This is a genomic window from Microtetraspora sp. AC03309 (assembly GCF_020826795.1).
Taxonomy (GTDB): domain Bacteria; phylum Actinomycetota; class Actinomycetes; order Streptosporangiales; family Streptosporangiaceae; genus Microtetraspora; species Microtetraspora glauca.
The window spans coordinates 44565-60082 of record NZ_JADDIL010000022.1 but is presented as its reverse complement, the minus strand read 5'-3'; the positions used below and the strand labels follow the sequence as shown (position 1 = coordinate 60082).

Here is a 15518-nt window from a genome sequence, read left to right as displayed (position 1 = left end):
CCCGGGAAGGTGAGCCGTGCGGCTCAGCGGCCGACGTTGGCCTCGTGTCCGATGGACAGGCCGGAGTCGACGTCGAAGAAGTGCAGGTTGTGGGTGTCGACGACCAGGTCGATGTTCTGGCCGGGACGGACGTGGCTGCGGGCGTTGACGCGGGCGGTCCACAGGGACTTGTCCCCGGCCAGCGGCAGGGTCGTCTCCTCCTCGTCACCGTCGTTCTGCGCGGCCACGGTGTCCTTGTGCTCGACCGGCGGGGCGTCGATCGTGAACAGCACGTTGATCTCGGAGCCCAGCTCCTCGGTCACGTTCGCGCGGACCGCGAGGCGGACCCAGCCGGAGGCGTTGCCGTTCGCGGCGACCGAGTCCTCGAAGTCGGACGGGCGGATGCCGAGGATGATCTTCTTGCCGATGTAGCGGTCGAGGCCCGGCTTCTCCGCGAAGGTGGATTCCGGGACCGGGAGCCGGTAGCTGGCGAACGCGACGGCGGCGCCGCTGCCGTCCCTGACCAGCTCGGCGTAGGTGAAGTTCATCGACGGCGAGCCCATGAAGCCCGCGACGAACAGGTTGACCGGGTTGTCGAACAGGTTCTGCGGGGTGTCGACCTGCTGGAGCAGGCCGTCGCGCAGGACGCAGACGCGGTCGCCGAGGGTCATGGCCTCGACCTGGTCGTGGGTGACGTAGACCGTGGTGACGCCGAGACGCTCGTGGAGCTGGTTCAGCGAGGCGCGCATGGAGACGCGGAGCTTGGCGTCCAGGTTGGAAAGCGGCTCGTCCATCAGGAACGCCTGCGGCTCGCGGACGATGGCGCGGCCCATGGCGACACGCTGGCGCTGACCACCGGAGAGGGCGGCCGGCTTGCGCTTGAGGTACTGCTCCAGGCCGAGCATCTTGGCGGCCTCGTTGACCCGCTTGGCGATCTCGGCCTTGGGCATCTTGCGGAGCTTGAGGCCGAAGGCGAGGTTCTCCTCGACCGTCATGTGGGGGTAGAGCGCGTAGTTCTGGAACACCATCGCGATGTCGCGGTCCTTCGGGGGCAGGTGGTTGACCACCCGGTCGCCGATGACGATCTCGCCGCCGCTGATGTCCTCGAGGCCCGCGATCATGCGCAGGGCCGTGGACTTGCCGCAGCCGGACGGGCCGACCAGCACCATGAACTCACCGTCCCTGATCTCCAGGTTCAGGCCGTTCACTGCCTTGACGCCGCCCGCGTAGATCTTGTCGACGCCGTTCAGAACGATAGAAGCCATCTCAGTCCTTCGTCGCTTCCTGACGATTCCGCCCCGTCCAGCAGTCTGGGTCCCCCCGATGCGGGCTGGGCTTCCTCTCCTGGGGATGACCACAGGAAGTGGATACGTTTTCAAGAATCACAGCGGACAGATCGGGACCTGTCAACTTATTCCGCTTGTCACACGGGCCTCGTTACCATTCTGAGACTGGCGACGGCGATGGAAAGATGATGGAATCGTTTCCATGCAGATGCCAGTGCAGCGCCGTACGACGATCAAGGATGTGGCGGAGGCCGCGGGTGTGGGCGTCGCGACCGTGTCCCGCGTGCTGTCGGGCGGGTCGGCGAGCGCCGAGACCAGGGAGAAGGTGCTGGCGGCGGCGGCGCGGCTCGACTACCACCCGAGCGCGCTCGGCCGGAACCTCCGCCAGCGGCGCACCGGCGGCGTCGGCCTGCTCGTCCCCGACATCACCGACAGCTTCTACGCGCGACTGGCCGACGGTGTGCTGTCCTGCGCCCGCTCGTACGGCGAGCCGGTCACGATCGGCGTCACCGGCGACGATCCCGAGCGGGAGAGCGAGATGATCGGCACGCTCATCGAGCAGAGCATGGACCGGGTCATCGCGGTGCCGTCCGGCGACGGCGACGCGTGGGATCCGGTGTTGCGCGCCGGGGTGAACGTCGTCTTCGCGAGCCGGAGGGCGGAGCCTGACGTGCCGGACGTGCCCGCCGTGCTGGCCGACGACCGCGGCGGGGTGCGGACCGCGGTGGAGTACCTGACCGGTCTCGGCCACCGGAAGATCGCCTTCCTGGCCCGGCGCGGCCAGTCGCAGCGCGTGGCGGCGTTCACCGGCGCGCTCAAGGCGCTCGGCGTGCCCGTGGAGGACGAACTCGTCGTCCACGCGCGGGCGAGCCGGGATTCGGCCTACGCCGCGGCGGCGGGCCTGCTGCAGCGCCGCCCCGACGTCACCGCCGTGCTTACCGGCGGCAACATCCTGGGCGAGGCGACCGTCCTGGCCGCCAGGGAGCTGGACGTGCGCGTCCCGCGCGACGTCTCACTGATCATGTTCGACGACGTGCCCTGGGCCGAGCTGTGCTCTCCCCCGCTCACGGTGATCGCTCAGCCCGCCCAGGACATCGGCTACCGTGCCGCGGAACTGGTCCTGCGGCAGGGGCGCAGGCCGCGCACGGTCATGCTGCCCTCCGAACTCGTCGTACGGGCCAGCTGCGGGCCCAGGAGGCCACGCCAGTGACATCGGCCGCCATGCCGCCGAGAAGGCCGAGTCAGCCGGTGGTGACCTTCTCGATCGCCTCGACGACCTCGGGCGCCTCGGGCTCGGTACGCGGCCGGAACCGCGCGACCACCTCGCCCGCGCCGTCCACCAGGAACTTCTCGAAGTTCCACTGGATGTCGCCGGCGGCGCCCTCGGCGTCGGACACCTCGGTCAGGGTCGCGTAGAGCGGGTGCCTGTCGTCGCCGTTCACGTCGGTCTTCTCCAGGAGGGGGAAGTCCACGCCGTAGGTCGTGGAGCAGAACTCCTGGATCTCCTCGGCGGAGCCGGGCTCCTGGCCCATGAACTGGTTGCACGGCACGCCGACGACCGTGAAGCCGCGGTCGCCGTAGGTTTCCTGGAGGCGGACGAGGCCGCCGTACTGCGGGGTGAGCCCGCACTTCGACGCCACGTTGACCACCAGCGCCGCCCGGCCTCCGAGGATGTCGCCGAGCGTGGTCGCCGCTCCGTCCAGGGTCCGAACCGGAATCTCGAGAATGCTCATGGCGCCGACTTTACCCAGAACACCATTCGGCGGGACGCGGCGGGAGGCGGTAAAAGTTCCGTCGCGAGCATGCCACGCGACGGTCGCGCGGCGGACGGATCCGCTGGTCAGACAGGGTGTGAGCGGCAAACCCCAAGCCACGGGCAACTTTCCGGAACCGACGTCCCCGCCCGCGAGGGCACCTGACCAGCGGATCCTCTTGGGAGCTCCAGAAGTCATCGCGGGAGCGGCAAACAACTTTCTGCAGTGTGTCGCAGTTCACCGGATCGGGGCGGGGTGGCGTACTTCAATCCGGCTGAAGGACCCGTCGCGGCGCCTGCCCGGGAGTGCACGTTGAATCCGGTGAGGCCGAGCGGACGGCCGTGCCCACGCCATGGGCGCTGGACCGCCTGGCGGGCGTACCGCGAGTGCGCCCCCTCCGCACGCGACCCGACGACAAGGACCGAATTGGACAGCAACAGAGTTCTCATGCGCAACGCGGCGGCGGCGGTCATCGCCGTCTCCGTGGTCGGAGGCGCGGGAAGCGGCGCGGCCGCGAGTACCGAGCGGACCGCCACGCAGGCCACCGACCAGGCGACGACGGAGGCCGCCGAAGCGGCCGCCGAACAGGCGGACGCGATGTCCGCACGCGGGATAACGACGGTGCACAACGCGGTCTGGAGGACCAGCGCCAAGGCCGTCAAGCGCAGGGTGAGCGCGGCGGCACCCGCGATTCTCAACAAGGCGTACGCCTTCCGCCTCGTGGCCCGTCGATCATGGCCGGGCACCCAGTTCCAGTGCCTGGACAGCCTGTGGACGAGGGAGAGCGGCTGGAACCATCGGGCGGAGAACCCGAGTTCCGGGGCGTACGGCATCCCGCAGGCGTTGCCCGGCAACAAGATGAGCGGGACCGGCGTCGACTGGCGGTTCAACCCGGTGACCCAGATCAGATGGGGGCTGAAGTACATCAGGCTCCGGTACGGCTCGCCGTGCGGAGCGTGGGGCCACTTCCAATCCAACAACTGGTACTGACGGTTCCGCACGTCATGATCTGAAGCTCGTGGACGTGGTGGACACCTCTGAGACCGAGGAGTGACCAGGGGAAGGGACCGCTCCTCGTGAAGCGCCCGGGCCGCGGCCCGGGCGCTTCTCTGCATATGCACGGCATTTCGATTTTCCTTGCGGCCTTCGAGGTCCCCGGCCGCCGAGGCCGATCACAGCGTGGATCTCTTCCGTCCGAGCCGAGCGGGCCGATTCCGCGCCGCGGCCGGATATCTCTTCCCCCTCCATTCGCCGACCGGGTTCATCCCTCGATGACGAAGCCCACGGAACTCATCCGGGGTCGCGCCGGAGCCCCTCTTGCACGATCACGCTCTTGCCGTGATCGTGCCATTGACAAGGTCGTTAAACGCGACCGGACCTGAAACTGGCACTGTAAAGGCCGAAATATCAGGAAATTTCGCAATTCTTAGCGCGTAATGACCATGACCATACCCTCTGGCGATCAGGGATTCCTCGGAGGTAATGTCGTGGTCAATCGCAACCCGCCACAATTCTCCCGAAGTCGTGCGGGCGGCGCGATGGAAGAGCCTCTCCGCCGGGCGGCGGTGGCCAAAAACGGCAAATGCCGCATTTTTCATATCTCTGCAGCCATCGGCGCCCGGCCAGAAGAGCCGGCACGGCAAAGATTGAAGAGTTGAGTCGTATGTCCGCATCTCATCGCGACGCCCCGCATCAAACGCCCGACGCGGCGGAGCCCGCACACCACGCGCACGCGGTGACGCTGATCCCGCGTGCCATCCGTGCCCGTCGCCGGCCACTGCTCGCGGCCGCGATCGCCGCGGTCCTCGCGCTGGGGACGATCGTCGTCATGTCCGACACCGCCGCCGCCGTCCAGGCACCGGTGAGCCTCGGCTCCGCGTCGTCCTACGCCGTCCTCGGCACCACGCTCGTCAGAAACGTGAACCAGACCAGCCTCATGGGAAACCTCGGGGTCAGCCCGAGCGGGTCCATCGCCGGATTCCCTCCGGGCGCCGTCACCGGCGTCATCCACGCCAACGACACGAACGCCGCGAGCGCCAGGTCCGACGCCGTAGCCGCCTACAACGACATCGCCGGGCGAACCGGGGCCACGAACGTGAACGCGGAGCTCGGCGGCACGACCAAGACCCCGGGTCTCTACACCACGGCAGGGGGCAATTTCACGATCACGGGCACCCTGACGCTCGACGCGCAGAGCGACCCGGACGCGGTCTTCATCTTCAGGGGCAACACGCTGGCCGCCGCGAACGTCAGCAACATCGACCTGGTCGGCGGAGCTCAGGCGAACAACGTGTTCTGGGAGTTCACCGGCGACACGAACTTCGGCCAGAACTGCACGTTCCGCGGCAACGTCCTCACGCAGGCCACGGCCACGATCTCCTTCGGCGCGTCGATCTTCGGCCGCGTCCTCGCGCTGGCCGAGGACGTCCAGATCCAGGGCACGAACAACGGCCTGCCGAGCACCCTCGTCATCGTCCCGAACGACCCGCCGACCACCACGACGCTCACCGTCTCGCAGAACCCCTCGGCGCAGGGGCAGCCGGTCACGTTCACGGCCACCGTCAACGCGGTCAGCGGCTCCATCGTTCCCGCGGGGCAGGTGGCCTTCAAGGACGGAACCACGGTGCTCGCGATCGTCTACGACCAGAGCGTCGGGTCGGTCACGTACACCACGTCACTGTCCGCGGGTGAGCACTCGATCACGGCCGTCTATCTGGGCGGGAACACGCCCGACAACGAGGCGATCATCCACTTCGCCCCCAGCAAGTCGCAGCCGATCACCCAGGTGGTGACGGCCTCGCTCTGGGACAACTCGGCGACCCCGGCCATCGCGTCGGTCAACGACCCGCAGCCCGTGGTGCTCGGTCTGAAGTTCAGGACGGCCACGGCCGGAGCGGTCGCCGGCATCCGCTTCTACAAGGGGCCGCTCAACTCCGGCACCCACACCGCGAGCCTGTGGACCATCGACGGCCAGCAGCTCGCCACCGCCACCTCCACCAACGAGACCGCGTCCGGCTGGCAACAGGTGAACTTTTCCACCCCTGTCCCCATAATTCCGAACACCACTTACGTCGCCTCGTACCACACGGCATCCGGAAACTACTCGATAACTCGTCCCTACTTCACGTCCCCGCGCAGCACTGACCCGCTCGTCGGACCGGCCGACGGCGACCAGGGCGGGAACGGCGTCTACAAGTACAGCGCCGTCAACACGTTTCCCACGAACACCTTTCAGGCCAGCAACTACTGGGTAGACGTGGTCTTCGTCTCGTCCGCCAGCTTGTGGAGCAACTCCACGACCCCGGCGGTCACGACGCAGGGCGATCCACAGGCCGTGGCGCTGGGCGTGAAATTCAAGGCGGTCGCCAACGGCACGATCAGGGGCATCCGGTTCTACAAGGGGCCGCTCAACACCGGCACCCACACCGCGAGCCTGTGGACCGCCGACGGCCGGCAGCTCGCCACCGCCACCTCCACCAACGAGACCGCGTTCGGCTGGCAACAGGTGAATTTCCCCACCGCCGTCCCCATCACCGCGAACACCACCTATGTCGCCTCATATCACACGAAATCCGGAAATTACTCGATAACTCGCCCCTACTTCACCTCCCAGTACAGCAACCAGTCATTGATCGCCTTCCAGGACGGCGACCAGGGCGGAAACGGCGTCTACACCTACAGCGCCGTCAACACGTTCCCCACGAACACCTACCAGTCCACCAACTACTGGGTCGACGTGGTCTTCGACATCAGCTGACATCCCAGCCGACCCGGCCGGGCCCCACGGTTCCACACACATCATCTCGACCTGCTCTTCCCAGTTCGACCAACCGAAAATACGCTTTCAAGAGAAACCCCCGACCCCCTTCCCCATTACGGGAAACCCGCCGATCCTCTCGCGTAAACCACACGTCGGGCGCCGACCTGGCCGGTCTTCTTTACCCGAACCCGCGGCGGGCTGTGCGAATGGGAATGCGCATGCCAAATATGACGAGAACCCCCTCATCCGACCGGCGCCTGCTCCGGGCGGGTCTGATCGCCTTCGGACTCGGCCTGATCGTGGTCATCGGTCTGCTGGATTCGTCCTCCTCGGCGGACAAGGCGAGGCCGGGCGGTCCCATCCTCCATACGAGCGCGGTGACCGGTGCCGGCACCGCGCTCCCGGCGTCCGCGAGGACGCTCGCCCAGGCGCACCGGGCCGGCCCCGCCACGACGCTCGCCCACGCGTACAAGGCCGGCGTCGCGAAGAAGAACGGCTCTGCAAGCAGAGGTCCGGCGGCCAGGAACCGAGCGGTCAGTGCTCGCGCGCTCCGTGCGGCCTGCCCGCCGACCTCGATCATCTGCCTGGAGAACAGCCTGCCCGGCACTCCGCCGAGCCAGTGGGACATCCCTGGAGCGGGCAGCACCAACATCCAGGGCTTCGCGACACAGATGAGCGTCAACCACGGGCAGACGGTCCAGTTCAAGGTCAATACGGACGCGACCGCCTATCGCGTCGACATCTACCGCGTCGGCTACTACGGGGGAGACGGCGCGCGGCAGATCACGAGCATCACTCCCTCGGCGGCCCTGCCACAGACCCAGCCGGCCTGCGTCAGCGACACGTCGACCGGGTTGTACGACTGCGGCAACTGGGCCGTGTCGGCGTCATGGGCCGTGCCCGCCGGCGCGGTCTCTGGCGTCTATCTCGCCAACCTGGTCAGGACGGACGGTACGACCGGCGCGAGCCAGATCATCTTCGTGGTGCGGGATGACGAGCGCGGATCGGACATCCTGCTGCAGACCTCCGACGCCACCTGGCAGGCGTACAACACCTACGGCGGCGGGAGCCTCTACCTGGCGCCCACCTCCGCGGGTCGCGCCTTCAAGGTCAGCTACAACCGGCCGGTGACCACCCGGGGCAGCAGCTGCTGCAACGGTTCGGTGGAGAGCTTCTTCTTCAACTCCGAGTACCCCATGGTCCGATGGGCCGAGGCGAACGGCTACGACGTCAGCTACACCACGGACGTCGACACCGCCATGCGCCCGGCGGCGCTGCTCACCCACAAGATGTACATGTCCAGCGGACATGACGAGTACTGGTCCAACGAGATGCGCAACAATGTCGTGGCCGCCCAGAATCAGGGTGTCAACCTCGCCTTCTTCTCGGGAAACGAGATGTTCTGGAAGACGAGGTGGGAGGCCAGCGTCGACGGGTCGGCCACGCCCTTCCGGACGCTCGTCTGCTACAAGGAGACGACGGCCAACGCCAAGATCGACCCGAGCCCGCAGTGGACCGGCACCTGGCGCGACCCTCGTTTCTCGCCGCCCTCGGACGGCGGGCGGCCGGAGAACGCCGTGACCGGCACATGGTTCCGGGTGAACGGCACCGCGAACGACTCGATCACGGTCCCGGCGGAGTTCGGCGACATGCGGCTGTGGCGCAACACGTCCGTCGCGTCGCTGCAGCCGGGCCAGACCGCCGTCTTCCCCGCCGGCACGCTCGGCTACGAATGGGACGTGACGCCCAACAACGGGGTGGAGCCGCCGGGCCCGGTCAAGTATTCGCGGACATCCGTCAGCGTCACGAACAGATACCTGGTCAACTTCGGCGGCGCGTTCGGCCCCGGCACCGCGACCCACGCTCTGACGCTGTACAGAACCTCGAACGGTGCGCTCACCTTCGGAGCGGGGACCACCCAGTGGGCATGGGGACTCGACGCCGTGCACGACCGGCCCGGTACGCCCACCAACGTTTCCATGCAGCAGGCCACGGTCAACCTCTTCGCCGATATGAAAGCCCAGCCGGCCAGCCTCCAGCCCGGACTGGTCCCGGCCACCGCGTCCACGGACACGAGCCCCCCGACGTCCACGATCACCGCCCCGGCGAGCGGCAGCACGGTGCCCACTCTGACGACCACGGTCATCCAGGGAACAGCCTCCGACACCGGCGGTGGCGTGGTGGGTGGTGTCGAGGTGTCGGTCGACGGCGGCGCCACGTGGCATCCGGCCACGGGCCGCTCAAGCTGGCAGTACCGCTGGGAGCCCACGACCGCCGGGCCCGCGACGATCAGTGTCCGGGCCGTCGACGACATCGGCAACCTCCAGACCACCTCCACCACGCTGAACGTCACGGTGGTGACGGCGTGCACCGCCTGTACGATCTTCGCGCCCACCGACGTGCCCGCTGTGGACTCCTCCCCCGACTCCAACTCGGTGGAGCTCGGGGTCAGGTTCCAGGCGAGCCAGGCGGGCGTCATCAGGGGCATCCGGTTCTACAAGGGCGCGCTCAACACGGGAACGCACACCGGCAATCTCTGGAGTTCGAGCGGCCAGCTCCTGGCGAGTGCGACGTTCACCAGCGAGACGTCGAGCGGGTGGCAGCAGGTGGACTTCGCCACGCCTGTCACCGTCAGCGCCGGCGTGACATATGTCGCCTCATATTTCGCGCCGTCGGGACACTATTCGTTCACGCGCCCGTATTTCACCACCCCGCACACGAACGGGCCGCTCACGGCCCTCGCGGACGGCGCGGGCGGCGGCAACGGGGTCTACAGCTACGGTGCGACCAGCTCGTTCCCGACCAATACCTACCAATCCAGCAATTACTGGGTGGACGTATTGTTCGTACCGATGGACAGCCTGTGGGACGACACGTTCATCCCCGCGGTTCTGTCGAGCCCGGACTCCCAGTCCGTGACGCTCGGCGTCAAGTTCCAGGCGGTCACGAGTGGCATGGTCACCGGCATCCGCTTCTACAAGGGCCCCCAGAACACGGGAACCCACATCGGAAGCCTGTGGACGAGCACCGGACAGCAGCTCGCCAGCGCGACGTTCACCAATGAAACGGCTTCGGGTTGGCAGCAGGTGACCTTCTCAACCCCCGTGTCGATCGTCGCCAACACCACCTATGTCGCCTCTTACCTGGCACCGTCGGGCCATTATTCGACGAATAACTCCTATTTCACTGACGCGTACGCCAACGGGGCGCTCGTCAGTCCGCAGGACGGCGATCAAGGCGGCAACGGCGTATACGCCTACGGCGCGACGAACACCTTCCCGGCCAACACCTACCAGGCCACCAACTACTGGGTCGACGTGATGTTCGCGCCCTCGGCCAGTCTGTGGGACGACGGGGCGGTTCCGGCCGTCGTGAGCCAGCCCGACCCGCAGCCCGTGGCGCTCGGCGTCAAATTCTCATCGATCACCGGCGGAAGCATCCGGGGCATCCGGTTCTACAAGGGGCCGCTGAACACGGGGACCCACACCGTGAGTCTCTGGACGAGCGACGGACAGTTACTCGCGAGCACGACGTCCTTCGGGGAGACCGCCTCCGGCTGGCAGCAGGTGTTCTTCCTGACACCTGTCCCCGTTTCCGCCGGCACCACGTACGTCGCCTCTTACCACACGACGTCCGGCTACTACTCCGTGACCCGGCCGTACTTCACCACGCAATACACGAACGAGCCGCTCATCGGGCTCGCGGACGGCGCACAGGGCGGCAACGGCGTGTACTCCTACAGCGCGACGAACACCTTCCCGACCAACACCTTCCAAGCCACCAACTACTGGGTCGACGTCGTCTTCGACGTCTATTGAGGTCTCGACGTGGATCCTGTCGGCCGTCGCCTCGCGCCGGCCGGCAGGACCGGCCTCCGGTGCCGGGACGACGGGCGTGACCTTCGAGTCCGTCGAGAACCGGGGATCAGGAGCATTCCGGGTGATGTCACGCCGTCTCGTGGCCGGACAGGCCGCGCTCGCCGAGCCGTACGGCCATGGCCTGGACGAGCAGCTCCAGCCCGAACTCGAACTCCGCCTCGTGATCGCACGCGCCGAGTTCCTGCGCGCGGGCGCTGAGCTCGGGGAACAGGGCGGGATCGGCCTCGGCCACCGGAGCGTCCGGGCGTACGGGGGCGAAGGTCGGCGTCACACCGACCTCGCGGAGCAGCGAGCCGACGATGTAGGCGATGAACATGCGCAACATCCGCACCGCCTCCCCGCCCTCGAAGCCCGCGTCGCGCAGGGTGGCCAGGGCGCGCTCGGCCGGGAGCATCCCCGCCGGGGACCGGAGCTGGCGGCTCACCACGACCATCGTGGAGCGCGGGTAGTGATGGGCGATCTGCCGGAACGCCCGCGCCTGGATGCGGACCCGATCGGTCCAATGGGCGGACGGGTCGTCGGTGAACTCGATCTCCGAGAGCACCGCCTCGGCCACGCCGTCCAGCAGGGCCGACTTGTTCGGCACGTGGTTGTAGAGGGACATCACCCCGACGCCGAGCTCGGCGGCGATCCTGCGCATCGAGATCGCGTCGGCGCCCTCGCGCTCGATGAGATCCACGGCGGCGGCGACGATCCTCGCCCGGTTCAGGGTGGACATGGAACCGATTCTCCCCCAGGCCATTGACGACGTACAGCGTACGTGACACGGTGACGTACGTACGGTGTACGTAGACGGGAGGTCAAGGTGTCGACCCACGAGCTTTACACCATCCCCGCCGAGCTCTCCACGTGGGACGTGGAGATGACCGGTTCTGCCAGGTTTACCTGGGAATACGATGACGGCCGGGACCGCATGCTCGCCCTTTACCAGAAGGGCAAGGACAAGCAGTGGGACTCGGTCAAACGCATCGACTGGGACCTCGAAGTCGACCCGTACAACGTTCTCGGCATCCCCGACAACACGATCGCGATCTACGGCACCCCCCTGTGGGAGCGGATGGGCGAGCAGCAGCGCCAGGACGTCCGCCTCCACGGCGCGGCCTGGCAGTTCTCCCAGTTCCTGCACGGCGAGCAGGGAGCGATGATCTGCTCGGCCCGCATCGTGGAGTCGGTGCCGGACCTGGACTCGAAGTTCTACGCCGCCACCCAGACGATGGACGAGGCCCGGCACGCCGAGACCTACGCCCGGTTCCTCAAGGAGAAGGTCGGGCTGGCCTACCCGATCAACGAACACCTCAAGGCCCTGCTGGACAGCACGCTGAACGACTCCCGCTGGGACATGCCCTACCTCGGCATGCAGGTGCTGATCGAGGGCCTCGCGCTCGCCGCGTTCGGCGTGATGCGCGACATCACCACCAAGCCGCTGCCCAAGCAGATCCTCGCGTACGTGATGCAGGACGAGGCCAGGCACGTCGCGTTCGGCCGGATGGCGCTGCGCGACTACTACAAGAACCTGTCGGAGGCCGAGCGGCGCGAGCGCGAGGACTTCGTCATCGAAGGCTGCTACCTGATGCGCGACCGCCTGCGCGGCCGTGAGACGTGGGAGGCCCTCGACCTGTCCAGGCAGGATGTCGACGAGGCGATGCGGTGCGTCGACGAGTCGGACTACCTCAAGCTGTTCCGCTCGCTGCTGTTCAGCCGGATCGTGCCGTGCGTCAAGGACATCGGCCTGTGGAGCCCGCGCCTGCAGCAGGCGTACGCCGACATGGGCGTCCTCGACATGGCCGGGCAGAGCCTTGAGGCCCTGATGAGGCAGGACGAGGAGATCGCCGAAAAGCTCGACGCGGAGCGGTTCGCCCAGGAGGAGACCGAGCGGCACGAGGAGGTCGCCGCGACCATCGCGCTGGCCGCCGACTGATCCCCCGCCTCCGAGCGGCTCCTCGCACCCTGGTCACGCGGGCGCGGCCAGGCGCCGATATCGGCCGCGGCCCTCGTCGCCGCAGGTCGGAGCGACGCGAGGGCTGAGACGTTCAGGAGATCGGCGGGCCCGCGGGGCGCCGGTCTCACGCGGACACGACGAAGATCACGGCGCCCGCCACGACGGCCATGACGCCTGACCAGGCGATCAGCGCGTCGGTCATGAAGTCCAGCGGATGTCCCAGGTGCAGTGCCCGCTGGAGCCGCTCGAAGCGGACGCCGACGCGGGCGAGGAGCATCGCGCCGCACAGCGCGCCGAAGGCGAAGGCGGCGAGCGGCACGCCGCCCATGCCGTGCCGTACGGTCACGCCGGCGGCGACGAGGCCGAGTGTGCACAAGGCCGCGCCCAGGCGGACCCACGCCAGGCGGGTGCGCTCGTTCTGCAGCCCGGGATCCCAGGCCGCGGAGGTGATGTCAGAACCCATCTCGGGGACTCCCGTCTCGGGAGGCGTCAGGCCATCAGGATCAGTACGAGGGCGATGACCGCCACCGCGGCCACGCCGTACCCGAACAGGGGCGCGAGGGCGGGCGGCGGGAGCGGATCCTGGCGGCGCAGCGCCTGCTGGACGCGCCGCCAGCGGGGATAGGCCATGACCGCGGTCATCGCGGACAGCACCACGAGCACGACGGCGAGCAGCGTCTTGACCCAGTCCACGAAGATGTTCGCCGGCACCGCCGCCATCGCGATGCCGCCCGCGCTCATCGCGAGCGAGGTGCTGAGCCAGGTGAGGAACGTCCGCTCGTTGGCCAGCGTGAAACGAGGGTCCGGTTCGTGCCCATCCATGAAACACAGGATATTTTGCCGTATTTCCCCTTAGTTATGGTGGAATGCCGGAAACGGGCAGGCATGTTCCCGGGAACGGCGGCACCTAGGCTGAAGACGCGCGAGCACGCCTTTTCGGCGGCTCACGAACAGGATTGCCCGAGATCTCGCCGGAGAGGCAGGGAGACCCCGGAGATCCGGGACCCCGAGAGACCTGAACCTGAGGAAAGGGTGGAACCCCATGGCATCGTGCGAACATCTGGAGGCCGCGGGCAGTCCGGCGGCGGTGACCCCGCAGGGGTGCGAGGAGTGCCTCGCCACGGGGACGCACTGGGTCCACCTGCGCAAGTGCCTGGACTGCGGGCACATCGGATGTTGCGACTCCTCGCCCGGACGGCACGCCACCGCCCATTTCCGGGACACCGGACATCCGGTCATCGTCTCGTTCCAGCCCGGAGAGAGCTGGCGCTGGTGCTACCTGGACAATCTGATGGCCTGACCCGGCGTGACGGGACCTGCTGGTCAGTCCCGGACCAGGGTCGCCTCCTCGAAGTCGAGCTCCTGCATCATCCGCCGGAGCACCTCGTCGTCGATGCGGCGCTCGTCCCGGAGCCGGATGATCACTTCTCGCTCCGTGTCGATCATCTCCCGGCGCAGACGGCGGTAGAGCGACGCGGGCGTCTCCTCACCCTCCGGGCCGATGCCGCCGCCCAGCCGCTCCCACGCGTGCAGCGCCTTGCGCTCGGCACGGTCGCGCAGGATCGTGATGACCTCCTCGTGGACGTCGAGCACGCCGTCGGCGACCATCTCGTCCAGCCTGGCCAGCGCCGCGTCGGCGGCGGCCTGCTGCGCCGCGGCCTCGTGCAGGTCGTCCTGGTAGCGCTCGCGCTCGTTCGACACGCCCAGCTTCCTGATCAGCCAGGGGAAGGACAACCCCTGAACGACCAGAGTGCCGATCACGATGACGAAGGTCACGAACAGCAGCAGGTTGCGCCGGGGGAAGTCCTGCGGCAGGGCGAACGCGGCGGCGAGCGAGACCACGCCGCGCATGCCCGCCCAGCTCAGGACCACCACGTGCCGCCACGGCGGCCGGTTCGGCTCGCGCCGCCTGATCCGCTTGGACAGGATCCTCGGCAGGTACGTCGAGGGGATCATCCAGACCACCCGCGCCACCACCGCCACCAGCAACAGGACCAGCGCGTACGTCAGGATCCGGCCGAGGGGCTCACCCGACAGCCCGAGCACGATCGGGCGGAGCTGGAGCCCGATGAGGATGAAGACGATCGACTCCAGGATGAAGTCGGCGACCTGCCAGACCGCGTTGGAGATGAGCCGGGTCCCGTACGACGTGTGGCTCAGCCGGTGGCCGAGGTACAGTCCCACGATCACGACCGCGATCACGCCGGAGGCGTGCGCGGACTCCGCCGCCAGGTACGCGCCGTACGGCAGGATCAGGGACGTGGCGTTCGTCACGAGCGCGTCGGTGAGCCTCCGGAACAGGAGCCCGGCGACGTAGGCGATGGCGAGGCCGATGGCCATGCCGACGCCGGCGGCGTAGAGGAACTCCCCGCCCGCCTCGAGAAGCCCGACACCCGTCCCGACCACCGCGCCGACCGCGACCCGGAACGCCGTGAGCGCGGTGGCGTCGTTGAACAGGCTCTCGCCGATCAGGATCGTGAGCGGCCTGCGCGGCAGGCCGAGCCTGCGGCCGATGGCGACCGCGGCGACCGCGTCCGGCGGTGCCACGATCGCGCCCAGCGCGAAGGCGGCGGCGAGCGGCAGTTCCGGAATCATCGCGTGCGCGACCAGGCCGATCACGACGGTGGTGAACAGCACCAGGCCCACCGACAGCAGGCCCACCGCCCGCTTGGTGTCGCGCAGCCGCAGGTAGGAGCTGTCCAGCGCGGCCGAGTACAGCAGCGGCGGGAGGAACACCACCAGGACGATCTCGGGGTCGAGCCGGTATTCGGGCACTCCCGGGACGTACGACAGGGCCAGCCCGGCCATCACCAGCAGCAGGGGCGCCGAAAGGTCCCGTCTCCTGGCGATCGCGGCCACCACGAGGGCGCCGGTGGCCAGCAGGACCAGTCCGGCCGCCGTCGAGATATCCATCAACGGTCG

Annotated in this window: 13 protein-coding genes; 6 read left to right on the top strand and 7 right to left on the bottom strand. The window is 68.1% G+C overall.

The window, feature by feature from the left end; all coding sequences use genetic code 11:
• Positions 1-23: 23 nt before the first annotated feature.
• Positions 24-1244 carry an ABC transporter ATP-binding protein gene (locus IMZ11_RS15450; protein WP_228641946.1) on the bottom strand — a complete coding sequence of 407 codons (1221 nt, stop codon included), beginning with the start codon at positions 1242-1244 and terminating at the stop codon, positions 24-26.
• Positions 1245-1467: 223 nt separating this feature from the next.
• Between IMZ11_RS15450 and IMZ11_RS15445 the strand changes: the two genes are divergently transcribed.
• On the top strand, positions 1468-2475 hold the full coding sequence (locus IMZ11_RS15445) for a LacI family DNA-binding transcriptional regulator (RefSeq protein WP_228641944.1): 1008 nt from the start codon (positions 1468-1470) through the stop codon (positions 2473-2475).
• A gap of 31 nt (positions 2476-2506) precedes the next feature.
• On the opposite strand, the gene IMZ11_RS15440 is transcribed toward IMZ11_RS15445, so the two are convergent.
• Positions 2507-2998, bottom strand: a complete 492-nt coding sequence (locus IMZ11_RS15440) for a glutathione peroxidase (RefSeq protein WP_228641942.1) — start codon at positions 2996-2998, stop codon at positions 2507-2509.
• Between the two features lie 447 nt (positions 2999-3445).
• On the opposite strand from IMZ11_RS15440, the gene IMZ11_RS15435 reads away from it, so the two are divergent.
• On the top strand, positions 3446-4009 hold the full coding sequence (locus tag IMZ11_RS15435) for a lytic transglycosylase domain-containing protein (RefSeq protein WP_228641940.1): 564 nt from the start codon (positions 3446-3448) through the stop codon (positions 4007-4009).
• Positions 4010-4344: 335 nt separating this feature from the next.
• Here IMZ11_RS15435 and IMZ11_RS15430 read toward each other — a convergent pair whose 3' ends face one another.
• Positions 4345-4692 (bottom strand): hypothetical protein, encoded by a 348-nt coding sequence (locus IMZ11_RS15430; protein WP_228641938.1) that lies wholly within the window; start codon positions 4690-4692, stop codon positions 4345-4347.
• Between IMZ11_RS15430 and IMZ11_RS15425 the strand changes: the two genes are divergently transcribed.
• Together IMZ11_RS15425 and IMZ11_RS15420 are read left to right on the top strand one after the other, a co-directional pair.
• Entirely contained in the window at positions 4683-6776 is a 2094-nt protein-coding gene (locus IMZ11_RS15425) for a DUF4082 domain-containing protein (RefSeq protein WP_228641936.1), read from the top strand. The genes IMZ11_RS15430 and IMZ11_RS15425 overlap by 10 nt on opposite strands.
• Before the next feature lie 230 nt (positions 6777-7006).
• Complete coding sequence (locus IMZ11_RS15420; protein ID WP_228641934.1) at positions 7007-10597, top strand: DUF4082 domain-containing protein; 3591 nt, start codon at positions 7007-7009, stop codon at positions 10595-10597.
• A gap of 127 nt (positions 10598-10724) precedes the next feature.
• Here IMZ11_RS15420 and IMZ11_RS15415 read toward each other — a convergent pair whose 3' ends face one another.
• The gene (locus IMZ11_RS15415) at positions 10725-11375 is read right to left on the bottom strand and encodes a TetR/AcrR family transcriptional regulator C-terminal domain-containing protein (protein WP_061255437.1); all 651 of its coding nucleotides are present in this window, start codon (positions 11373-11375) and stop codon (positions 10725-10727) included.
• Positions 11376-11462: 87 nt separating this feature from the next.
• Here IMZ11_RS15415 and IMZ11_RS15410 point away from each other — a divergent pair, with 87 nt between their 5' ends.
• Complete coding sequence (locus tag IMZ11_RS15410) at positions 11463-12575, top strand: ferritin-like domain-containing protein (protein ID WP_228641932.1); 1113 nt, start codon at positions 11463-11465, stop codon at positions 12573-12575.
• Between the two features lie 145 nt (positions 12576-12720).
• On the opposite strand, the gene IMZ11_RS15405 is transcribed toward IMZ11_RS15410, so the two are convergent.
• Together IMZ11_RS15405 and IMZ11_RS15400 are read right to left on the bottom strand one after the other, a co-directional pair.
• On the bottom strand, positions 12721-13059 hold the full coding sequence (locus IMZ11_RS15405) for a DUF202 domain-containing protein (protein ID WP_228641930.1): 339 nt from the start codon (positions 13057-13059) through the stop codon (positions 12721-12723).
• Positions 13060-13085: 26 nt separating this feature from the next.
• Positions 13086-13418: a YidH family protein gene (locus IMZ11_RS15400; RefSeq protein ID WP_228641928.1), complete on the bottom strand. Its 333-nt coding sequence runs from the start codon at positions 13416-13418 to the stop codon at positions 13086-13088.
• A gap of 220 nt (positions 13419-13638) precedes the next feature.
• On the opposite strand from IMZ11_RS15400, the gene IMZ11_RS15395 reads away from it, so the two are divergent.
• Positions 13639-13896, top strand: a complete 258-nt coding sequence (locus IMZ11_RS15395; RefSeq protein WP_228641926.1) for a UBP-type zinc finger domain-containing protein — start codon at positions 13639-13641, stop codon at positions 13894-13896.
• 23 nt (positions 13897-13919) lie between these two features.
• Here the strand turns inward: IMZ11_RS15395 and IMZ11_RS15390 are convergent, their stop codons facing one another.
• Positions 13920-15509: a Na+/H+ antiporter gene (locus tag IMZ11_RS15390; protein WP_228641924.1), complete on the bottom strand. Its 1590-nt coding sequence runs from the start codon at positions 15507-15509 to the stop codon at positions 13920-13922.
• Between the last annotated feature and the right edge of the window lie 9 nt (positions 15510-15518).